The 22,996-nt window shown below is 38.2% G+C and carries 18 protein-coding genes and 2 tRNA genes; 10 read left to right on the top strand and 10 right to left on the bottom strand.

What is annotated here, in order from left to right:
- Positions 1 to 109: 109 nt before the first annotated feature.
- Positions 110 to 185 (bottom strand) — tRNA-Thr (locus tag I6E69_RS19185).
- Positions 186 to 256: 71 nt separating this feature from the next.
- A tRNA-Phe gene (locus I6E69_RS19180) sits at positions 257 to 332 on the bottom strand.
- Positions 333 to 663: 331 nt separating this feature from the next.
- Here I6E69_RS19180 and I6E69_RS19175 point away from each other — a divergent pair.
- Positions 664 to 3,441, top strand: coding sequence for a hybrid sensor histidine kinase/response regulator (locus tag I6E69_RS19175; RefSeq protein WP_197121955.1), 2,778 nt, complete (start codon positions 664 to 666; stop codon positions 3,439 to 3,441).
- A gap of 49 nt (positions 3,442 to 3,490) precedes the next feature.
- Here I6E69_RS19175 and I6E69_RS19170 read toward each other — a convergent pair whose 3' ends face one another.
- A complete protein-coding gene (locus I6E69_RS19170) occupies positions 3,491 to 3,763 on the bottom strand; it encodes an oxidative damage protection protein (RefSeq protein ID WP_002962543.1) in 273 nt (90 codons plus the stop codon).
- 35 nt (positions 3,764 to 3,798) lie between these two features.
- Entirely contained in the window at positions 3,799 to 4,860 is a 1,062-nt protein-coding gene (mutY, locus tag I6E69_RS19165) for an A/G-specific adenine glycosylase (RefSeq protein WP_197121953.1), read from the bottom strand.
- Positions 4,861 to 5,021: 161 nt separating this feature from the next.
- Between mutY and trmB the strand changes: the two genes are divergently transcribed.
- From trmB to arcA, 4 genes are all read left to right on the top strand, one after another.
- On the top strand, positions 5,022 to 5,747 hold the full coding sequence (trmB, locus tag I6E69_RS19160) for a tRNA (guanosine(46)-N7)-methyltransferase TrmB (RefSeq protein WP_007582957.1): 726 nt from the start codon (positions 5,022 to 5,024) through the stop codon (positions 5,745 to 5,747).
- 62 nt (positions 5,748 to 5,809) lie between these two features.
- A complete protein-coding gene (rsmC, locus tag I6E69_RS19155; protein WP_024605357.1) occupies positions 5,810 to 6,835 on the top strand; it encodes a 16S rRNA (guanine(1207)-N(2))-methyltransferase RsmC in 1,026 nt (341 codons plus the stop codon).
- A gap of 151 nt (positions 6,836 to 6,986) precedes the next feature.
- A complete protein-coding gene (locus I6E69_RS19150) occupies positions 6,987 to 8,591 on the top strand; it encodes a sensor histidine kinase (protein ID WP_039486377.1) in 1,605 nt (534 codons plus the stop codon).
- A 506-nt stretch (positions 8,592 to 9,097) separates the two neighbouring features.
- Entirely contained in the window at positions 9,098 to 9,814 is a 717-nt protein-coding gene (gene arcA, locus I6E69_RS19145) for a two-component system response regulator ArcA (protein WP_002962549.1), read from the top strand.
- 16 nt (positions 9,815 to 9,830) lie between these two features.
- On the opposite strand, the gene arcB is transcribed toward arcA, so the two are convergent.
- A complete protein-coding gene (gene arcB, locus I6E69_RS19140; RefSeq protein ID WP_039486381.1) occupies positions 9,831 to 12,149 on the bottom strand; it encodes an aerobic respiration two-component sensor histidine kinase ArcB in 2,319 nt (772 codons plus the stop codon).
- 231 nt (positions 12,150 to 12,380) lie between these two features.
- Here arcB and folE2 point away from each other — a divergent pair, with 231 nt between their 5' ends.
- The 4 genes from folE2 to I6E69_RS19120 all read left to right on the top strand — a co-directional run bounded on the left by folE2 (position 12,381) and on the right by I6E69_RS19120 (position 15,788).
- Positions 12,381 to 13,301, top strand: a complete 921-nt coding sequence (gene folE2, locus I6E69_RS19135) for a GTP cyclohydrolase FolE2 (protein ID WP_002962551.1) — start codon at positions 12,381 to 12,383, stop codon at positions 13,299 to 13,301.
- Positions 13,302 to 13,416: 115 nt separating this feature from the next.
- The gene (locus I6E69_RS19130; protein WP_002962552.1) at positions 13,417 to 14,013 is read left to right on the top strand and encodes a DUF2726 domain-containing protein; all 597 of its coding nucleotides are present in this window, start codon (positions 13,417 to 13,419) and stop codon (positions 14,011 to 14,013) included.
- Positions 14,014 to 14,135: 122 nt separating this feature from the next.
- On the top strand, positions 14,136 to 14,843 hold the full coding sequence (mtnN, locus tag I6E69_RS19125; protein WP_024597687.1) for a 5'-methylthioadenosine/S-adenosylhomocysteine nucleosidase: 708 nt from the start codon (positions 14,136 to 14,138) through the stop codon (positions 14,841 to 14,843).
- The gene (locus I6E69_RS19120) at positions 14,844 to 15,788 is read left to right on the top strand and encodes a regulatory signaling modulator protein AmpE (protein ID WP_182720553.1); all 945 of its coding nucleotides are present in this window, start codon (positions 14,844 to 14,846) and stop codon (positions 15,786 to 15,788) included.
- Positions 15,789 to 15,851: 63 nt separating this feature from the next.
- On the opposite strand, the gene tyrS is transcribed toward I6E69_RS19120, so the two are convergent.
- Positions 15,852 to 17,051 carry a tyrosine--tRNA ligase gene (gene tyrS, locus I6E69_RS19115; RefSeq protein WP_007585427.1) on the bottom strand — a complete coding sequence of 400 codons (1,200 nt, stop codon included), beginning with the start codon at positions 17,049 to 17,051 and terminating at the stop codon, positions 15,852 to 15,854.
- Positions 17,052 to 17,374: 323 nt separating this feature from the next.
- Here tyrS and I6E69_RS19110 point away from each other — a divergent pair, with 323 nt between their 5' ends.
- Complete coding sequence (locus I6E69_RS19110) at positions 17,375 to 18,688, top strand: peptidoglycan DD-metalloendopeptidase family protein (RefSeq protein ID WP_024597684.1); 1,314 nt, start codon at positions 17,375 to 17,377, stop codon at positions 18,686 to 18,688.
- Positions 18,689 to 18,762: 74 nt separating this feature from the next.
- Here I6E69_RS19110 and I6E69_RS19105 read toward each other — a convergent pair whose 3' ends face one another.
- From I6E69_RS19105 to oadA, 4 genes are all read right to left on the bottom strand, one after another.
- Complete coding sequence (locus tag I6E69_RS19105; RefSeq protein ID WP_007583822.1) at positions 18,763 to 18,939, bottom strand: hypothetical protein; 177 nt, start codon at positions 18,937 to 18,939, stop codon at positions 18,763 to 18,765.
- 13 nt (positions 18,940 to 18,952) lie between these two features.
- The gene (locus I6E69_RS19100; RefSeq protein WP_024604017.1) at positions 18,953 to 19,924 is read right to left on the bottom strand and encodes an aldo/keto reductase family oxidoreductase; all 972 of its coding nucleotides are present in this window, start codon (positions 19,922 to 19,924) and stop codon (positions 18,953 to 18,955) included.
- Positions 19,925 to 20,066: 142 nt separating this feature from the next.
- Positions 20,067 to 21,197 (bottom strand): sodium ion-translocating decarboxylase subunit beta, encoded by a 1,131-nt coding sequence (locus I6E69_RS19095; protein ID WP_002961942.1) that lies wholly within the window; start codon positions 21,195 to 21,197, stop codon positions 20,067 to 20,069.
- 13 nt (positions 21,198 to 21,210) lie between these two features.
- Positions 21,211 to 22,992 carry a sodium-extruding oxaloacetate decarboxylase subunit alpha gene (gene oadA / locus I6E69_RS19090; RefSeq protein ID WP_002961941.1) on the bottom strand — a complete coding sequence of 594 codons (1,782 nt, stop codon included), beginning with the start codon at positions 22,990 to 22,992 and terminating at the stop codon, positions 21,211 to 21,213.
- Positions 22,993 to 22,996 lie beyond the last annotated feature (4 nt).

The raw sequence follows: 22,996 nt of genomic DNA, 5'->3' as shown, positions 1-22,996 counted from the left end.
TCGAACCACGGACACGAGGATTTTCAATCCTCTGCTCTACCGACTGAGCTATCGAGGCACATAAACTGTGCTAGTTAATTGTGATGCTTTACAATTAACTTTATATAAATGGTGCCGACTAACCGAGTCGAACGGTTGACCTACTGATTACAAGTCAGTTGCTCTACCAGCTGAGCTAAGTCGGCACACAAAACTGTGTGCTAAGGCACGCGTAATAATGTTTAAACTGTTGATTAAACACCACTACTTTAATAAATGGTGCCTCGACCCGGAATCGAACCAGGGACACGAGGATTTTCAATCCTCTGCTCTACCAACTGAGCTATCGAGGCACTTAAACAGTGCTAATTAAAAATCTTGAAGGATTTTTAATGCAATTCCCACTCATCTCTACCGACTGAGCTATCTGGGCGTGCGGCGTATTAAACGAGTTTTGCCCTTACAAGTCAACTTTTTTTTTATTCTTTATAACTGTTTGAACGGTTTTCAGACAACTCAGTGTATTTTTCATTAATAACGTTCATTTTTACCACAAATCGAACTATAAATATAAATAAATCAGACTAAAACCGTAGTGAATTATTTTTTGTAAATGTTACGATTAACTTAGATACGTACGATAGGGACTTATCGTAGTAAAATCACATCAATTGGAAACAATCAATGCAGAGTAAATTTTCATCGCCAGTCAAAGGCTTATTACCTCTTTTTTTAATCATAAATATTGCAGTAACAGCGCTTGCTATTATTGCCCACTCATTTTATTCACAAACTGAAGTTAAGACAGCCCAACCTGCATCATCTGTTAATATTGTGACGCTTGCCGATAGATTAGACTTACCTATGGTTGATGCATTAACTATGTATGGTCAAGGTAAAGTAAGGCAGTTACTTGATTTAACGTCGTTATTAGATGATGACTTTGAATATACTCTATATCGCTTCAATCCAACATCAGGTACTCAATTGGTATATAGCAGTAGTAAACCTGCTATCGCTTCAATTAAAACTGAAAAGCATCTAGTAGAAGAAGGCATCCTACACCACTTACTGCTGTTAAACGATCAACCTATTGGCGAGCTTATTATTAAGCAAAACCTACCAACCGCTCCTTTAAGCGCTCAAAACTCTCAAGTTATTGCCTACATTATTGCGATAGCAAGCGTAGCTGCATTATTTATATTTACTTTAATGTTTAATATGTACATTAATAGTCGCTTACGAAAAAGTACTGACACTCTTACACAAGAGCTGCAGGCAATCACCGAAAATGCTAATTACAATAGTAGTGTTGATGAGCAGCTTGATATTGGTTTAGGTGTAGTGGCAAAAAACATTAACTTACTGCTACAAAAAGTACAGACTGCGATGAGTGAGAATGACGCCGCACAAAAAGAGCTTTATAAATTACAAAATGGCCTAGAAGCCGAAGTGCAAAATCGTACTATAGCGCTTGAGCAAGCCACATTAAAAGCAGAACGAGCAAGCGATACCAAAACAACCTTTTTAGCCACAATGAGCCACGAAATAAGAACACCGATGAATGGTGTTATAGGTACTATTGATTTACTGCGCCAGACCGAGCTTGATGGCGCTCAACATCGTTTAAGTACGATTATTCGTGAATCAGCATTTTCGTTATTGAGCATTTTGGATGATATCTTAGATTTTTCTAAAATTGAGGCTGGAAAGCTAAATATTGACCCGATCCCATTTTCGGTAACCGATACCATTGAAGAAGTTGCTCGAGTGCTCTCATCAGTTGCTAAAAAACGTGAGCTTGATTTAGAGCTAGCAATAGCACCAGATATTCCGGTCAATCTTACAGGTGATAGTGTGCGTGTACGTCAGGTGCTTTATAACCTATGTAGCAACGCAATTAAATTCACTAGCACTGATGAAAAAACCCAAGGCCATGTAAAAATATCAGCAGAGGTTGTACATAATACGACTGATCACTTTACTTTACGCTTTTGCGTAACTGATAACGGTAAAGGCATGTCGCAGGCACAATTACGCGAAATATTTAATCCGTTTATTCAAGCCGAAAACTCAATTACCCGAGAATATGGTGGCACCGGTTTAGGTCTTTCTATTTGTAAAAGCTTAACTGAGCTTATGCTAGGTACTATTCATGTAACTAGTCATACGGGAATTGGCAGTGAGTTTACAGTAGAGCTGCCGTTTAGCACATCGGGTAAAATTAAGTACGCACATAAAGGTGCATTAAATGGCAAGAAAATTGTTGTAGTTAGTAATCACCTAGAACGTGAAAAAACAATGTACCGTTATTTATCGTTCATGGGCGCTAAAATAATTTATGCACACACAGAAGAAGAAATTGAAGAGCACCAGCATTCACAAGATATTATTTGGGTAGCTGATGGCATAGACAATATGGATAAAACTAATGCGCTGCTAAGACGTTTATTTTATTCATTAGAAGATTATAACCAACAAGTTGTAGTACTAAGTAAGCTTGATGAAGCAGCTATAAATCATAAAAACATTTTTTATATTAATGCTTCTCCTCTATGTAAATCTAACTTTATGCTTTCTATATTGGTGGCTGCAGGGTTACATACACCTAAGCAAATTAAAAAAACCAAAACACTTAATAACTATTTAAATGTTGAGCAGGCACGTGATTCAAACAAATTGGTTTTACTTGTTGAAGATAACCTTCTAAACCAACAAGTCCTCACCGATCAACTACATATACTGGGCTTTGGCGTTGAAATAGCGAACAACGGTGAAGAAGGCCTAGATATGTGGAGAAAAGGTGATTACTCACTTATTTTAACCGACTTACACATGCCTAAAATGTCGGGTTACGATATGGTCGAAAAAATCCGTAATGAAGCAGAGCTATTAGAATCGATTGATGCACAGCCTTACATTATTGCAGTAACAGCAAACGCACTTAAAGGCGAAAAAGAGCGCTGTTTAGCGGTAGGTATTAACGACTTCATTACCAAACCTATAGAGCTGAACGCGTTAGAAGAAACTCTAAAACGTTGGAGCGATAAACAAAGCCAAAACCCAAATGTAGTTATCCATCAAACTATGGCACTACCTATTGATATGGAAGCTGTTGCTAAATATGTAAACGGTGATAACGCTAAGCAAATCCGTTTCTTCAAAATGTATTTAGAACAAAGCCAAGGCTTAATTAAGAGTATTAATTCCGGCGTTATGGTTAACGACTTAAATGAGATTATTGAAGGGTGTCATCAATTAAAATCGATCTCCAAGACAATTGGTGCCCAAACGGTGGCAGAACTTTCAAGTGCATTTGAAGATAAATGTAAAGAAGGTGAACTCACAACCGATGAATTAATAGAGTTAAGAGATAAGCTGGAAATTGAATACTCTAAAGCTGCTCAATTTTTAAAGGAACAAATTAAAATATCTGAGCAAGAAGATGAGTTAAATGAATAAATAAACATAAAAAAAGGGCTAAATAGCCCTTTTTCTTATGTTTAAAACATTACTTTTCAGGCGGTCGATAACCTTCAATTTCTACATCTTTGTTTTCAAACAAAAAGCCAACCATTTGCTCTTCTAAAAATGTGCGGTGTTCTGGGTCCATCATATTTAAATGCTTTTCGTTAATAAGCATTGTTTGTTTATGTTGCCACTGAGCCCACGCTTCTTTAGAGATGTTATTAAAAATCTTTTCACCAATTTCACCAGGGTATAACTGAAAGCCAAGCCCTTCGGCTTCTTTTTGTAACTTTTGACAAAATACTGTACGTGCCATGATTGATTCTCTCTAACGCTAAATATGGGGCTATTCTATACTATTGCTGTAATTTGTTTAACCAACTTTTTAGTTGGCGCTGCTAGGCCAACCTCTATTGATTGATCAAGCGGATACCAGATTAATTGCTTATCGTTTACCACATCAGGAGTTTTCTTAACATTGAGCACATGCGGGTTAATCCTCAGCTCAAAATGTGAAAACACATGAATAAACGCTTCAAGCTCTACTAAACTAGCCTCTAGGCCTTGCTGAGCTAAAAACATTTGAAGCTCTTCGTACTCATTAAATTCAAAAAAGCCAAACAATCCGCCCCAAATACCGCTGTTAGGACGTTTTTCCATAAGCACTTTATCACCACACTGAATAATTAACTGATGACAACTCTTTTTAGGAACTGCTTTTTTAGGTTTTGAATGTGGAAACTCTTTTACTTTACCTGTATTAAAAGCACCACAGCCTGAGTTTAATGGGCAAGCCTCGCAATCAAACCGGCTGCGTGAGCAAACGCTAGACCCTAAATCCATCATAGCTTGATTAAACTCAGTAACATTATCTTTAGGCGTTAACTGCTCTGATAAATGCCAAAGCTGGTTTTCGACCTTTTTAACGCCGTACCAGCCCTCAATCATAAAATAGCGCGCTAAAACTCGCTTCACGTTCCCATCTAAAATAGGGTGATGCTGCCCAAGCGACAATGATAAAACAGCTCCTGCAGTAGAGCGCCCTATTCCAGGTAAATCCATTACTTCATTGAGTGTTTTCGGAAACTCACCTTGGTATTTGTCACGCACTATTTTAGCTGTTTTGTGTAAGTTACGCGCACGAGCGTAATACCCTAAACCGGTCCAGTGATGCAGTACTAAGTCTTCATCCGCATCAGCTAAAGCGATAATATCTGGAAAGCTTTGCATAAACTTTTTAAAGTATGGAATAACAGTAATAACTTGGGTTTGCTGCAGCATCACTTCAGACACCCACACTTTATAAGGTGTTTTACCTAGCTGCCACGGGAGTGTTTTACGCCCATGAAGGTGATACCAATCAACAACTTGATTAGAAAACCAGTGTGACTGTTCTTTATTTAAATCCAACATTTTTAACTTTTACTGATGCCCAATGGCGGCTCAGTCTATTGCAGTTAACAAAAAGATCAAGCTATACGGGGTGTAAAACCAGCTAATACTTGTGATTGCGGCCTCGGTCAGGGATAATATGCAACCATTTTTAAACACATTGTTTTTGTCAGGCCAATAATATGAGTGAATCAAGCAACACTAACCTTGAGCAAGCTAAGCAAGAAGGTAAATACATCCGCACCATTCGCAGTTTTGTAAAACGCGAAGGTCGATTAACCAAAGGCCAAGCCGCTGCAATCGAAAAATGCTGGCCAACAATGGGCCTAGAGCATAAAAACGGTATGCTTGATTTAAGCGAAGTTTTTGGCAACAACAACGATGTAGTAGTAGAAATTGGTTTTGGTATGGGTAAGTCGCTTGTCGAAATGGCAACAAATGCCCCTCACCTAAACTTTATCGGCATTGAAGTACACCGCCCAGGCGTTGGTGCTTGTTTAATGGATGCCGATGAAGCAGGCATTACCAACTTACGTATTTTTGAACACGATGCAGTTGAAGTACTTGCAGATTGCATACCTAATGAAAGCTTAACAACACTACAACTATTTTTCCCTGACCCTTGGCATAAAAAGCGTCACCACAAACGCCGTATTGTACAAACTGAGTTTGTTGAAAAGCTAAGAGCCCAACTTAAAATGGGTGGCGTTTTTCATATGGCAACAGACTGGGAAAACTACGCAGAGCACATGCTCGAAGTGATGAATGTAGCTCCTGGTTTTAAAAACCAATCAGAAACAAATGATTATGTTCCTCGTCCAGATTTACGCCCGCTTACTAAGTTTGAGCAGCGCGGACATCGCCTAGGTCATGGCGTGTGGGATTTAATGTTTGAGCGCACAGAATAATTAAATTTAATTACTCACTTTTACTTTTATAAAACTAAATATACTGTAAGGCAAAGCCATTTATGAGCGTACTAACCAACCCAAGTTTACTGTTACTTCGTAATAGCGAGGCACTAACGGGAAAATCTATCTTGGTGGTCAACTTTGTTCAAGATGGCTTTTTAACAGAGCTTAAAAGACTTAATCCGCAAAGCAAAGTAACTGCGTTTAGCTACAACCATGCTAACGGAGAGTTTGCTAAAAACACCAAAGATGTTGATGTTCATGTAAGCCACACAATACCTGGTAACGACTACGATTTAGTTATTCTTTACTACCCTAAATCAAAACCAGAGTTATTAATGGCACTTGATAATATTCGATCTGCTATTACTGATGATGCCGAACTATTAGTAGTAGGTGAAAACAAAAGTGGTGTTAAGTCAATTGAAAAGCAATTAGCTGGTAAAGCTGAGTTTAGTAACAAGATTGATTCAGCTAAGCACTGCGTTCTTTACTCATTTGCTGAAATTTCTAAGCACCCTCACTTTGATATTACGACTTACCATAAAAAGTTTGTTGTTAATGTTGCCGACACTGAATTTACAGCTATTAGTGTTCCTGGGGTGTTTAATCACGGTAGTTTAGATATAGGAACGAAAGTTCTACTGGAAAACGCACCGACAATTAAGCAAGGCAAAGTTCTCGACTTTGGTTGTGGCGCAGGTTTAATAGCAACTTTTTTAGGGCTTCATAATCCAGCACTTGAGTTTGTGTGTAGTGATGTAAGTGCGCTGGCAACTTATGCAACACAGCAAACCCTAAAGCTTAACAACATCAATGGTGAGGCTATATTAAGTGACGGCCTTAAAAGCATTAATGGCAAGTTTGATTTAATTATTAGCAATCCACCTTTTCATACCGGTATTGCAACCGACTACACAGTAGCAGAAACATTTTTAGCTAATGCAAAACAGCATTTAACTAAATTAGGGAAGCTAAATATTGTTGCTAACAGCTTTTTAAAGTACCCGCCTATTTTAGAAACTCAGTTTGAAAGCTATCAAACTGTATTTAAGAACAATAAATTTGCTGTATATAGCAGCTAATTTAAATTTGTAAAATGATTGAGCACAAACGTGCTCAAGCTAACTTTCGAATAAATATAAGAATTAATTTAGTTTTTTTCCTTCATTTTTCCACGTCTTTGCTAAACTAAAACTCTAAATAATTAAATTTAACTCAGGCGATAATGAAATAATGCCTAAAAAAGTTCATCAAAGTAGCATTCGAAAAGCACTCATTAATTTGATCATGCTTATTACAGCTATTTGCTTATCGTTATCTATTTCTATCTCTACGTATTTAAGCGTGAAAGAACAAAAGCAATTAATAGTTAATAAGCTTGTTATTCTTTCTGAAATTGTAGCTTTTGATGCTGGGCAATCGGTAATTGAAGATGATCGTAAAACAGAAGAAAAACGCCTCAAGTCATTTGAAAAGATCCCTCTTGTAAAAAACATACATATTTACTCAATAGAAAAAGCATCCCAAAAGCCTGTTTTCTTTATTAGCTTTAATGCTAAAAAAACACCTCCTGTGCCACTGAGAATAGACAGTGTAGAAGAGCTAAAAACACCACGAATTACGAATGACCATATTGAGCTAACCCGCCCTATTTACGATAACGAACAAGTAGTAGGTTATGTGTATATGCGAGGAAGCCTCGAGAGTTTAGAGGTTTATATTGAGAGAAAAATATTAATAGACGTGTTATTAACATTATTAATTCTGGCGGTTGTTTACTTTATTGCTATTAAAGTTCAACGACGTATAGCTAAGCCAATAGAGCAATTAAGCGTGTTATTGCAGGATGTGTCTAAAAATCATAACTACGATGCACGCGCACCAGTAACTGATGTAAAAGAAATAAGTGCTCTTTCAAATAGTTTAAATATCATGCTTACGCGTACAAAAAAACAACTTGAACGCCACGAAAAAGATAAGCAAGAAATCAAACAATTAAACCTAAGCCTTGAAGAAAAAGTAAACCAACGAACAATCGCGCTTAGAGAGGCAAATCAAGAGCTTTTATCAACTCTTGAGCGGATGCATCAATACCAAACACAAATTGTTGAAAACGAAAAAATGGCATCTTTAGGGCAAATGGTTGCAGGTGTTGCCCATGAAGTTAACACACCAATAGGGCTAGGTATTACAGGTTCTACGTTACTTAGAGATAAACTAGCAGACATACAGCAAAGCTTTGATGACAAAAAACTAACCTCAAGCCATCTAAAACGCTTTATAGATGAAGGTATTGAAAACTTAGATTTAATTTACCGCAACTTAAATCGTGCAGCTGACCTTATATCTAACTTTAAAAAAGTAGCGGTTATTCAAGACGACGGTGTAAATACCTATATTAATGTGCACAAATTAATAAGTGATGTTTTAACCTCGATTCAATCTGAATTATTGCCCAAAAAGCCTGTTGTAACTATTAACTGTCCGACCGACTTGGCTATTCATAGTAAGTCTGAACCTTTACAACAAGTTTTTCAGCAGTTACTTATGAACTCTGTAATTCATGGATTTATAGGTAAAGAAAACAATGAAATTCGCTTTGACGTAGAACTCGTCGGGAAAAAATTAACAATCGTTTATTCTGACAATGGTCAGGGCGTTGACAAAAACATTAAAAATAGAATTTTTGACCCATTTGTAACTTCAAAGCGCGGGCAAGGCGCAAGTGGCTTAGGCATGCACTTAGTTTATAACCTAGTAACACAAGCACTTGGCGGAAGAGTGATGTTTGATCTTGAAGAAAAACGCGGTGCTCGCTTTATAATTACTATTCCTTAAATAAAGATCATTAAAAAGTGCATATATTTAAAATTTATCCTTGAATTAGCATTTAATGACCTCATTAATGAGGCATGTGATAAGTGCGTAACATTATTTAATTGCTTTAAATAAATATTACCAAGCGATTTATGAACTTTTTTATCTTTGCTGTATCACATACATTGATGAAAGGTTAAAAGGTTAAAAGGTTAAAAAGTGATATAGTTTTGCTTTGAATTAGTCTGATTATTTTAAGTACCTTGCTTAATTGAATGATATGTCAATTATCAAAGGAAAATGGCTTCGACTTTATGATTCAAATAGCTACATCCATATATATATCAATTAAACAGTAGTTTTTGCACTGCCCTTTTTAGTAGACTTTGGACACCCTACTGTTTTATTTTTATCCAATTTGTTTTTTCCTTGTTAACAAATGGGTATAATCCTATAATCTCTAGTAATCGGTTATAAATTAGTCACCGATTTTTTATAAATAATATATTCCAAAAGGTTAATTAATAATGCAAACGCCAGTCATTCTAATCGTAGAAGATGAAGACGTAACTCGACTGAACCTAGTTAGTTTATTTGAAGCTGAAGGGTACAAAGTTATTGAAGCCATTGATGGCGATGATATGCATGACAAGCTTACAAATAACGATGACGTTAATCTTGTAGTTATGGATATCAACCTTCCTGGTAAAAACGGTCTTATTTTAGCCCGTGAATTACGCCAAAAGCGTAAAGTAGGTCTTATATTCCTAACTGGTCGTGACAACGATGTTGACCGTATTTTAGGTCTTGAAATTGGCGCGGATGACTACGTTACTAAACCGTTCAACCCGCGTGAATTAACTATCAGAGCTCGCAACCTTATTACTCGTACAGCCTTAGGTGGTGAAGAGTCAGCACTAGAAACAAATGGTGTTATTACGTTTAATGGTTGGGAACTTGATGAAAACAGCCGTTGTCTTACTTCTCCAAATGGCGACGCTAAACGTTTACCTAAAGGTGAGTACAGAGCACTTCGTTTAATGCTTGATTCTCCAGGTCGCATTTTTAGCCGTGAGCAATTAATTAAGCATATGACAGGCCGTGAGCTTCGCGCAAATGACCGTACTGTTGACGTTACTATTCGTCGCATTCGTAAGCATTTTGAAAGTGATAACTCAACGTCTGAGTTAATCAGCACCATCCATGGTGAAGGTTACCGTTTCATTGGTAAAATTGACGCTTAATTAGAGCTAATTAGTTTCACTCTAATTGCTGTAAAAATAAATGAAGGGCTTTTTGTCCTTCATTTATTTTATCTGCCAGAATATCTAACCACTGCTTTAACACCTCATCAGATTCATCAATCGCACCATGTTCCATTATTTTGGCATGGAGCTGCACATCATTAAGACCTACTGAGCCAGCCGCACCTTTGAGTTTATGCGCTACTGATTCATACTCTTCTCTATCACCAGTATTTAATGAAGTAAGTAACTCTTGCTGATATTGTGGACTTAGCTTTTCGAATAGCTGACTACTGCGTCTAAACACAACTAAGCCCATCGAATTGACAAAGTCTTCTATTGTTTCTATATCTAATAAGTGTGCATCAATGCCTTTAAGGGCTTCTTCACTTACTTTTAACAGTGGCTCTGTGCATTCACTTTGCTTAATTCCAAATAAATCAGCCAGCATTTTATCAAGCTTCACTGTGTTAATTGGTTTAGCAAGCGCCCCTTGTATTGATATGCCTTCAAGCTCTTCTTCAGCACTACGAACATTGGCCGTAAGTGCCACAATAGGTAGTTTATCAAAATGACTATCTGAGCGTATTTGCTTGGCAACTACGTCACCATTTATATCAGGCAATTGCATATCAAGTAATACTAAATCTAAGTCATCTTCGGTTTCGACAAACGAGAGTGCATCTTCACCGGTTTCAGCCCACAACACCTCATGCCCGCGTTGCTCTAATAAATTTGTGGCAATTTCGGCGTTAAGAGGTACATCTTCTACTAGTAAAATATACAAGCCACGACCAACATAACTTTGCTCTGTTGGTGCTACACATAGACTAAGCGGTATTTGAACTGTAAAGCAACTTCCTTCGCCCTCAGTACTATTTACTGTAATTATCCCTTTCATCGCACTTACAAGTGCCTTAGTTACAGCCAAACCAATACCGGAACCTATTGCGTTAGTTCCTTTTAAATCTGGCGCTTTGTAATACATATCAAATATGTGAGCAAGCTGCTCTGGCGGAATACCTTGGCCGGTATCCGATACTTTCATAACTAACCATGGGCCTTCAACTCTGTTTTCTCGGCTACATTCAAGTGTTACCTTTCCTTGCTGTGTAAACTTAACGGCGTTATTAATTAAGTTCCAAACAACTTGGCGTAAGCGAGTTGGGTCGAGCTGTGCGTAAATATCCAGCACCCCATTGCGCTTAATATCAAACTCTAGCTCTTTTTGCTCCGCGATTAAGCCCGCAAAGTTAACAACGTCATTTATAAAGTCTGACACATTAATAGAGTTGGTCACTATATCGAGCTGATCTCTATCTATTTTGTCTAAATCAATAATATCGTTAAAAATATTGCCGAGCGTTTCAGCACTCGAAAATATAGTATTACCCCAACTACGCTGCTGTTTGTTTAAGTCAGTATCAAGCAGCATTCGTGTTAAACCAACAATACCATTGAGCGGTGTACGTAGTTCATGGCTTAATGTAGCAATAAACTTACCTTTGTCTTTATAGGCCGTTTCGAGCGCTTGAGCGGCCTCCTTACGACTTGTGATATCACGACCAAAGCCCAGTAGACCAATGTAATCACCTTCATCATTTATAAAAGGTAATTTACGCAGCTCAAACCAACGCGTTTCGCCATTTACTTCATAGCCCACATCAATGGTTAGTGCTTTATGGCTTTGCTCTACTTCTTTATCGGTTTTCAAAACTTCAGATAAAAAGTGACTAGGGAATATTTGCTCAACCGTTTTGCCAATTAGTTCGCTACTTGATTTGCCCATTACTTCTTCAAACATTTTATTACAACCAGCAAACACGCCATTGTTATCGCGGTAATAAAATAAATCAGGAGATGAATCAACTATTGAGCGCTGCAGCATGCTTTGTTGAGCAAGTTCTTGTTGTGTTTTTTTACGCTCAGCAATTTCTCGACGTAGCTCTTCAATAGCGCGGTGCTTGGCATGAAATGCCATTTTACGCTCATCAATTTCGATGTTTAGACGGTTAATGTTATCTTTTAGGGTTTGATTTAAAAGCTTTTCTTGTTTGGTGGCGCTATCTAAATAAGCATATGAGGCATCAAGTTGTCGAATTGAATTAAGCAACACACTTATTATTAAAGGAGAAACTACAGCCGTAAAAAATACCACGGCTAAAATATCAACAAGGTGTAATTCGCCTATCGCCACATAATAAAACATGCTCGATAAAATAAGAGATACAGTTAAAAATAAAGTGTAACAAATAGCAGCGGTTTTAAATTCACCAAATCGCGTTATTGAGCTGGAAAGTACCCGAGCCCAAGGGCTCAAAGAATAATCGGTCATACGTAATTTTATCTCTTAGCTGTGTACTTAATATAAAGAAGGCAATGCGTATGTATAAACATACCATTTTCCCAGATTTTAGCATTTTTCTCCTACCACTACTCACGTTGTGCGATAAAAACAGAATTTTTCATGTTTGATTTAGCTCATCTATTAAACTCATCATTTCAGCAATAAATTATTTAGTGTAAAATGCCCCGCTTTATTATCCCCAAAATACGAGTAGCGCACATGCAAACCAATATGCCAGATATAGCAGACACTGCACCCGCTTTACAAACAGGTAAATTAGACTGGGTTGGCATGGGCGAAATAGAACTGCCATTTATTTTTGAATCCCGAGACTTATCTCCAGTTACAGTAAACGCCAAAGCTCGTGCATTTGTAAATTTACATAAAGAAGATGCCAAAGGCATTCATATGTCACGTCTATTTTTGGCACTTGATCTGCTTTCAACCGAGCAGCAAGTCAATCCGCAAACTATAGCGCAGGCACTCGATACCTTTATAACTAGCCACGAAGGGCTGAGCGATAAAGCACAAATTGAATTTAAATTTGAATTACCGCTACGCCGTAAGTCATTATTAAGTGGTAAAGCGGGCTGGAAAAGCTACCCAGTTGTACTTACCAGTACAATTGAAAATAACGTTATTAGCTACGAGCTAACCGTAGATGTTACTTATTCTTCAACGTGCCCATGCTCTGCTGCACTTGCGCGCCAGCTTATACAAAACGCGTTTAACGAAAAGTTTAACCAAGAAACGTTAAGCCAAAAAGATGTGCACGAATGGCTAGGCACTACACAAGGCATTGTAGCGACTCCTCACTCGCAGCGCTCTATTGCCAACGTAAAAGTAAAGCTTGATAGCAACATTCAAGAATTTGACGTAGTTACGCTAATTAACACTCTTGAAGCTGAGCTTAAAACACCAGTACAAGCGGCAGTAAAACGTGAAGATGAGCAAGAATTTGCCCGTTTGAATGGTCAAAACCTTATGTTTTGTGAAGATGCAGCGCGTAAAATTAAAGCACTGCTAGAGGCAAACAATTACAGTGATTATTGGCTGCAAATAAACCACTATGAGTCACTGCATGCACACGATGCTGTTGCTATTGCAGTAAAAGGTATTAAAGGAGGCTACAAAGCTTAATCGCTGTGTAGCTATTGCCTGTAAACCAGTCGGTAATTATTTTATAACCCATACTTTTTAGGCACGTAAATTGCTTTGTTTGAGCAGTGTCAATTTGTTGTTATGGAGTTACCGTATGGAATTCGCTTTATTATTAATCCTAGTATTAGTTGTCGGGGCCTCTGTTGTTGCGTCAAAATTTAATGACGATGGCGGAAACCCGTATCCTTTTACTCGCAAGCAAACTGTTTTTACGCAGGTTGAAGGCGCTTTTTTAAATCTTCTCGAGCGTGCTGTTGGCGATCAATATAAAATTGTTAGTCGCGTTAAATTAATCGACGTTATTGACTGTAAGCAAGGCCTTTCAGTAAAGTCTAAACGTGCTGCTTTAGCTAAAGCTAAAAATAAGCAACTCGACTTTGTATTAATCGATAAAGAAAAACTAACAATCATTGCTGCTGTTGACCTAGTTAACAATGCCAACAAAGATGGCCACAAAGCTCAACGCGACTGGTTTGTAAACGGTGCACTAGAGTCTGCGGGCATTCCACATATTCGTATGAAAGTTAAATCGGGCTACCGCCCTTCTGAAGTACGCGATGCAATTATGTTTAAACTTGGTAAGCCTGCAGCAACACAAACTCAGCGCCCTGTTCGTAATCGCTCACACAAGCCAGCGGTACTTTCACCTTCTCAAGCTAAAGCTCAAACCACCGCGTTAGCTGAAATTTAAAAAACGAATTAAATACTCTCCTAAAAAGTATTTAAAGCGAGCTCATAAACAAGCTCGCTTTTTTGTTTTTTATTGCTAACTTCACGTATAATCAAGTGATTCAAACTCAGGAATTAAACTTTATGAATGTTGGTATTATTGGCGCAATGGAGCCAGAAGTTAAAATTTTACGTGAAGCTATGCAAAACCCACAAATTTTAACTAAAGCAGGTTTCACTTTTTATACTGGCGAGTTGGCTGGTAACACGGTGACACTTGTTCAATCTGGTATTGGTAAAGTCGCATCAACTATTGCAACTACCTTACTGATCGATAACTTCAAACCTGATTGCATAATTAACACAGGCTCAGCCGGTGGATTCGATCCTTCTCTTAGTGTTGGCGATGTAGTAATTTCGTCAGAAGTACGTCACCACGATGTAGACGTAACTGCTTTTGGTTACGAAATTGGCCAAGTACCACAAATGCCGGCAGGCTTTGCAGCACACCCTAAATTAGTTGAAGCAGCACAGCAAACTATCGAACAAATCAGTGATGTTAAAACACTCGTTGGCTTAATTTGTACTGGTGACACATTTATGTGTGACCCTATACGCATTGATAAAGCACGTAGTGATTTTCCTACAATGCTTGCTGTTGAAATGGAAGGCGCTTCAATTGCACAAACGTGTTTTACGCTAAACACACCATTTGTTGTAATTCGCTCAATGTCTGATATTGCTGGTAAAGAGTCACCACAATCATTTGAAGAATACCTAGAAACAGCATCAATCAACTCATCTAAAATGGTTGTTGCACTTTTAGAAAAACTAACAGCAGTATCTTTGTAAATGCTTAGCAATATTGTTCAAAATCACTTGGACTTTATTGCCTTTATACTAGCGCTCCTTGCTGAGCGCTTTATTCCCCTTATTAGCTGGTATCATCCTAATACGGCGTTAAATGCTGTTTTTAGTGCTATTGGCAAACGTATATACAAAAGCAAAGAACCTAAAAGCTATCAATATTTGGCAGCTATACTCGCAAGCTCACTTATTTTAAGTGTCATTCTCATTATTGTAGTGTTACTACTCGAGTTTGCTTTTTATCCTGAATTACTCGCTGGCCTTATTTTATACTTATGCTTAGAAAGTAAGAGCATTGATAAAAAAGCACTTCGCATTGCAAAGCTAACTAAACAAAATCAAAAATCCACAGCGCGCGAATTACTAAAGCCACTGCTTGCCCGTGAAGTTAATAGGCTTTCATCTGCTGGTATTATCAAAGCATTAATTGAGAGCTTAATACTGCGCACTGCTCGATACTATTTCGTAGTCATATTTATATTTTTAGCATTTGGCCCTATAGCTGCCCTTGCCTATCGGTTACTTACCTTAATACAACAAGCTTGGCGTAGTGATATCTCCCCAAATAGTTACTTTTTAAAACCGCTTAAAATACTCTTGTTTATTATTGAATATATTCCGATGCGCTTACTCGCTTTAACTATTGCAGCAAGTCGAGCAAGCAAACAAAGCATGCATTATATAAAGCATTATGGCAGGCATTTTTATCAAACAAATACAGGCTGGCTCTTAAGCACATGTTCTGCATCGCTTGGCGTGCAGCTGGGCGGGCCTGCAGTTTATTTAGGTACTCGCTTTAATAAAATGCGTATTGGTACTGATAGACTACCTACGCCCGAGGATGTACCTGTAATAATTAATAGGTTAAATCAGGCCCGTGTATTTTGGTTGTTAGTAATAGCCAGCATTGAAATATTAAAATTGATTTAAAGGGCTCAAAATACGAGCACAAAAAAACCAGCCGCGGCTGGTTTTTTAGTTTTTAAACTGTGCTTAAGCTACAGTAATGTTTGCAAACTTACGTTTACCTACTTGGTAAATAGCCGTTGTGCCTTTTGCTATTTCAAGTTTGGTATCAGTGATTTTATCTTCACCGTTAAGTTTAACTGCACCTTGCTTAATCATACGCATTGCTTCTGATGTACTTACTACTAAATTTGCTTCTTTAAGCAAGTTAGCAATTAAAATAGTATCTTCTGCAATAGTGATTGTTAGCTCTGGGATTTCATCTGGTAACGCTTTTTTCTGAAAACGCTGAATAAAATCATCATGTGCACCTTGTGCATCAGCTTCACTATGAAAACGAGCAATTAGCTCTTTAGCTAGTTCAATTTTAATATCGCGCGGATTCGTACCTTGCTCAACACGTTCTTTTTGAGCTGCAATCTCTTCAATAGAAAGCGCGCTTAATAAGTCGTAGTAACGCCACATTAGCACATCACTAATTGACATTATTTTACCAAACATATCGTTAGGCGCATCAGTAATACCAATGTAGTTACCAAGCGACTTAGACATTTTTTGAACGCCGTCAGTACCTTCAAGTAATGGCATCATTAATACTGTTTGCGGCTTTTGACCTTCTACTTTTTGTAGCTCACGGCCCATTAACAAGTTAAAGCGCTGATCAGTACCGCCTAGTTCAACATCTGACTCTAGTGCAACCGAATCCCAACCTTGTACCAGTGGATATAAAAACTCATGAATTGCAATTGGTTGGCCGCTTCCATAACGCTTTTTAAAGTCATCACGTTCAAGCATACGTGCTACGGTTTGGTTTGCAGCAAGTTTAATCATGCCTGCAGCGCCTAACTTTTCCATCCAAGTAGAGTTAAATGCAACAGTGGTCTTAGCAGGATCTAGAATTTTGAATACTTGTTCTTTATATGTTTCGGCATTGGCTAGTACGTCTTCACGAGTAAGTGGTTTACGCGTTACGTTTTTCCCCGTTGGGTCACCAATCATGCCAGTAAAGTCACCAATTAAGAAAATAACCTCATGACCTAAATCCTGAAAGGTTTTCATTTTATTAATTAGTACAGTGTGTCCTAAGTGTAAATCAGGCGCTGTAGGATCAAAGCCTGCTTTTATTTTTAGCTTCTTGCCCGACTTTAGTTTTTCAACTAGTTCGTCTTCAATTAATATTTCTTCTGCACCGCGTTTTATCTCTGCTAGAGCGGTTTGTAAATCCACTGTGTATTACTCCAAAATTCTGCCGACGAAGGGGCGACTAGTTACTTGCGTAGTCACGGTTTAATAAAGGTTTAAACCGAATAAATAGATGTAGCTAACATAACAAATTTCTACCTAATTAAAACAACTTTTTAAGTGATTCATGCAACTAAACTAAATCAATTGAGTCTTAGCTAGGTAGAGCGTTAAAAAAGGCTTTCTAAGCCCGATTTTAGCGTAGTTTAAGGTCAGTTTAAATCTACAAAACACTAGTATTCGTACATTATTAAGTATATCCTGCAATATTATGTATTTATTATCTTGACAGCAGAAAAAGGCACGTTATGGTTCACGTGGTTCACACGCTCCCCAAAAAACACAAATTGCTTATTCTAGGTTTGGTTTCTGCTATTGTTGGCTTAGCCTTTCTTCCTTCTGAAAAAGCCACTGCATCCAAAGACAATAGTGCAAATGCACTAGAAATTGGTAAGCGCTATGAGTTACAAGTTAAAGTTGATAACAACGAAAAATTAACTGAGTTAAATTCAGAGCAAGCAGCAGAAAAGTTACCAGAATACGACTTTGTCGATCATAAAGTTAAAAATGGCGACAATTTAGCAATTATCTTTAAGCGTGCTGGTTTTTCGGCTCAAACGCTTCATAAACTAATTAACACTAATGCAGAGACTCGCAAACTGACTAAAATTCACCCAGGTGAAATACTTAGTTTTGCGACAGCTGAAGATGGCTCCTTAGCTCAACTGCGCTATGTGATTTCAAAAACCGATACTTTATTTGTTACCTTAAACGAAGAAGGTAACTACGATACAGCTATTGATAGCAAAGAAATTGAAACGCTAACCAAAACCGCTGGCGGCGAAATATCTAATAACTTTTGGACTTCAGCAATTGCAGCAGGTTTAAGCGAACGCCAAATAATGAACTTTGCTGACATATTTGGTTGGGATGTTGATTTTGCAAACGACATTCGTAAAGGCGATGTATTTGGCTTAATTTACGAGTCTCACTATGTTGATGGCGAGTTTATTGGTACAGGTAAAATTATTGCAGCTGAATTTGTAAACCAAGGTCAGCGCTTTGCAGCTATTCGCCATACCGACGGCAATTTTTATACGCCTGAAGGGCGTAGCATGAAAAAAGCATTTTTACGTGCACCTGTAAGCTTTAAGTATATTAGTTCGAGCTTTAATCCTCGCCGTTTACACCCTGTTACTGGGCAAGTTAGAGCGCACCGTGGTATCGACTTTGCAGCACGCACTGGCACACCAGTTGTTGCATCTGGTAACGGTAAAGTAATTAAAGCCGGTTACAGCAAGTACAACGGTAACTACGTATTTATTAGCCATGGCACGCAATATGTAACTAAGTACTTACACCTAAATAAGAAGCTAGTTAAAACGGGCCAAAAAGTTAAACAGGGCCAACAAATTGGTACTGTAGGTTCTACAGGTCGTGTTACTGGTGCACATTTACACTATGAATTTTTAGTAAATGGCGTTCACCGTAATCCTAAAACTGTAAAACTTCCTAAGTCAGAGCCATTACCTCGCTCAGAACTTGCCAAGTTTAAGCCTATTGCTGATAACTTTATAGCCCAGCTTGAGCGCAATCGCGAGCTACAGTTAGCACTTAAATAAAGTTTATTAATAAACATTAAAAAAGCCTTTGCAGGTTTAACCTGCAAAGGCTTTTTTGTATACGCTATAAACCATTAGTACATTAGTACATAAATGAGCTGAATAACTAAAGACACCATCACTAATGGCCAAATATATTTACTGTATTTGGTTGCGCCGTTGAGCCCTATTTTACTTTGATACTTTTCAAGCAAGGGTATAAGTATCGCCAGCGCAACAAACAAACCAATTAAAATAACGAATATGTTCATATTAACGCCCTACTTATGGTAATTCGTGGCCTTTAGCGCTTACATAAAGTGCATACCAATGCTCACGAGTTAGCTCTACGTTTACAGCATCACAAGAGGCTTTAATCCGTTTAGCATTAGTTGTTCCAATAATTGGCTGAATAGATGCGGGATGGCGAAGCAACCATGCAAGGACAATTGCCTCAGCAGAGGTTTCATAAAGTGCAGCCAGCTTATTAACTAAAAGACTGGTGTTGATATCGGCCTGAGATGCGTTTGATAAATCACTACCGCTGTACAAACCTTGGCATAAACTACCCCAGCTTTGAATTTGGATTTCAAAATGGCGACAGTACTCAATACTACCTGGCGTAAAATTAAGATCTTTACCGTCACTGTTACCGGCATATACACCTTCATCAACAAACTGATGTTTTTGTAAACTAGCCTCAATTTGGTTAGCCACAATCGGCATATCAAGTGCATGCTGTAAAAAGTTCATTTGGTGCTGCTGCATATTCGATACTGCAAAATTGCGCACTTTACCGCTTTCTTTTAAGCAACTAAATATACGAGCAATTTCGTTAACTTCCATGAGTGGATCAGGGCGATGCAGCATAAGTACGTCTAAATAATCTGTATTTAATCGTTTCAAGGATGCTTCAACTGACTGCTCAATCCACTTTGATGAAAAATCATAGCGCTTTGGCCCTAAGTCATCTTCAAAACGAATCCCACACTTAGATTGAATATACATGTGCTCTCTAAGCTCTGGTCGCTCACTTAATGCTTTACCAAAAACCTGTTCTGCTTTACCAAAAGTATAAATATCAGCATGGTCAAAAAAATTAATACCACCTTCAATGGCGTTATCTATACATTCATGAGCTTGCTTAACATGTGCATCAGTGATTGCGTCTTTATTCCAACCGCCGCCCAAACCCATACATCCAAATACAAGTTTACTAACGTGAGGCAAGTGCTTTGCTAAAGGCGTGTGAAGCATGATAACTATCCTTAAAATTTTGAAGAGCTGTTACTGTAAACAAAAAGTGCTGAACAAGAAACCATTTAGCGGTGAACAAATTAAGAACAAAAAAAAGCGCAGTAAACTGCGCTTAATGGTTAATCTATTTTAAATTACATTTTTAGCCAACAAGTGCTAATAAAATACCCGCAGCAACTGCACTACCAAGTACACCCGCTACGTTGGGTCCCATTGCATGCATAAGTAAAAAATTATGTGGGTTACTTTCAAGGCCAACTTTATTAACTACTCGTGCCGCCATTGGCACAGCCGATACACCTGCTGCCCCAATTAATGGGTTTATAGGCGTTTTAGATATTCGGTTAAGTCCTTTTGCCATAAATACGCCAGATGCCGTACCAATTGCAAAAGCCAGTGCGCCAAGCACTAAAATACCAATCGTCTCAACAGTTAAAAACTTATCTGCAGCAAGCTTTGAACCAACAGCTAAGCCTAAAAATATAGTTGTAACATTGATGATTTCGTTTTGAGCACTGTTACTTAATCTATCAACAACACCCGACTCTCGCATTAAGTTACCTAAACAAAACATACCTACCAGCGGTATAGCAGCCGGTAAAAACATAGCTGTTAAACTAAGCACCATAAGAGGGAAAATAATCTTTTCCTTTTTAGATACTTTGCGAAGCTCTGGCATTTTTATTTTACGTTCTTCTGGGGTTGTTAATGCACGCATAATTGGCGGCTGAATAATTGGCACAAGTGCCATATATGAATACGCAGCTACTGCTATTGCGCCTAGTAAATCAGGTGCCAGTTTAGATGCTAAAAATATTGCAGTAGGTCCATCGGCACCACCTATAATGGCAATAGCCGATGCGTCCTGTAGAGTAAATTCAAAACCTGGCACATAGTTAAGTAATATAGCGCCAAACAATGTAGCAAAAATACCAAACTGTGCAGCCGCACCTAATAACAACATACGTGGATTTGCAATAAGCGCGCTAAAGTCGGTCAGCGCCCCTACTCCCATAAATATCAACAGCGGAAAAATCCCCGTATCAATACCCACATAATAAACGTAGTACAAAAGCCCACCTGGGTCTGACAAACCTGCCACTGGTACATTTGTTAAAATTGCACCAAAACCAATAGGTAGCAATAATAGTGGTTCAAAGCCTTTAGCTATTGCTAAAAACAGTAATAAACACCCTACCGCAATCATTATTAACGATGGGATTGTAAAGTTAGCAATGCCTGTCGCATTCCAGAGGTTTAAAATACCTTCCATCCTCTATTTACTCCTAAGCTAATGCAATCATAGCGTCGCCGGTAGTTACAGCATCGCCTTCACTAACTAACACTTCAGCAATTGTTCCGGTATGCGTAGCCCGTATTTCAGTTTCCATTTTCATGGCTTCCATAATAATCACTACATCGCCTTCGTTAACAACTTGCCCAGCTTTTACCTTAATCTTAAAAATATTACCGGCTAGAGGCGCGTTAAGTGTTTCACCTGATGCAACCGAAGCAGATTGAGGAATGTGCTCAGAGTCTTTTAATGTTACTTCTTTAAGTTCACCACCTTGCGCTACTACTACGTCATAAACTTTACCATCTACTTTTACACTGTACTGCTCAGCCTTCACTTTGTTACTATTTGAAACTGATTTAGAAGGTGCTTTACTGCTTTTATCTTCAACAGAAGGTACTGGCTCAAATGCATCTGGGTTGTTGCGGTTTTTAATAAACTTCAAACCAACTTGTGGGAATAATGCATAAGTTAATACGTCATCAATTTGATCATCAGCAAGTGTTAAACCTTGCTCTTGTGCTTCTTTTAATAACTCAGCTTCAAGCGTTGCAAGCTCAGGTGCAATGTTATCAGCAGGGCGACAAGTAATAACTTCCGCTCCATCAAGCACGCGCTCTTGTAGCTCTTTATTCATTGGTGCTGGTGTTAAGCCATATTCACCTTTTAATACGCCAGCAGTTTCTTTAGTAATTGTTTTATAACGCTCACCCGTTAGCACATTAAGTACCGCTTGAGTGCCAACAATTTGCGACGTTGGTGTTACTAAAGGTAAAAAGCCAAGATCTTCACGTACACGTGGGATCTCAAGTAAAACCTCATTAAGCTTATCGGCTGCGCCTTGCTCTTTAAGTTGGTTTTCCATGTTTGTAAGCATGCCACCAGGTACTTGAGCTAATAAAATGCGCCCATCAACCCCTTTTAAGCTACCTTCAAATGCCGCATATTTTTTACGTACATCTCTAAAGTAAGCAGCAATTTCTTCTAGGTGGTTTAAATCAAGCTCAGTATCGCGCTCAGTTCCTTCAACTATCGATACAATAGTTTCAGTTGCAGAATGTCCATAAGTCATACTCATTGATGAAATAGCGGTATCGAGCATATCAATGCCAGCATCAATTGCTTTTTGGTAAGTAGCAGTACTTAAACCTGTTGTAGCGTGGCACTGCATAGCAATTGGAATAGATACAGTTTCTTTAAGTGCTTTAATTAGTTTTTCAGCATCGTACGGCTTTAATAAACCCGCCATATCTTTAATACAAATTGAATGACAACCCATATCTTCAAGCTGCTTTGCAAGAGTTAGCCACATATCAAGTGTATGAACAGGGCTAACTGTGTACGAAATAGTACCTTGAGCGTGAGCGCCTACTTTTACAGCCGCTTTAATAGCTGTTTCTAGATTGCGAACATCGTTCATTGCATCAAATATACGAAATACATCAACGCCATTTTTATGTGCACGTTCTACAAACTTTTCAACAACGTCATCAGCGTAATGGCGGTAACCTAATAAGTTTTGACCGCGTAATAGCATTTGCTGCTTAGTATTAGGCATCGCTTTTTTAAGTGCACGAATACGCTCCCAAGGATCTTCGCCTAAATAACGAATACACGAGTCAAATGTAGCACCGCCCCACGATTCAATAGACCAATAACCCGCATCGTCTAATTTGCTAGCAATCGGTAGCATATCGTCTAGGCGCATACGCGTTGCTAATAATGATTGGTGAGCATCGCGCAATACCAATTCTGTTAATTTTAATTTAGCCATGTGT

The organism is Pseudoalteromonas sp. NZS100, assembly GCF_015864815.1.
Lineage (GTDB): Bacteria > Pseudomonadota > Gammaproteobacteria > Enterobacterales > Alteromonadaceae > Pseudoalteromonas > Pseudoalteromonas distincta.
This window is presented reverse-complemented; position numbering and strand designations above follow the sequence as displayed.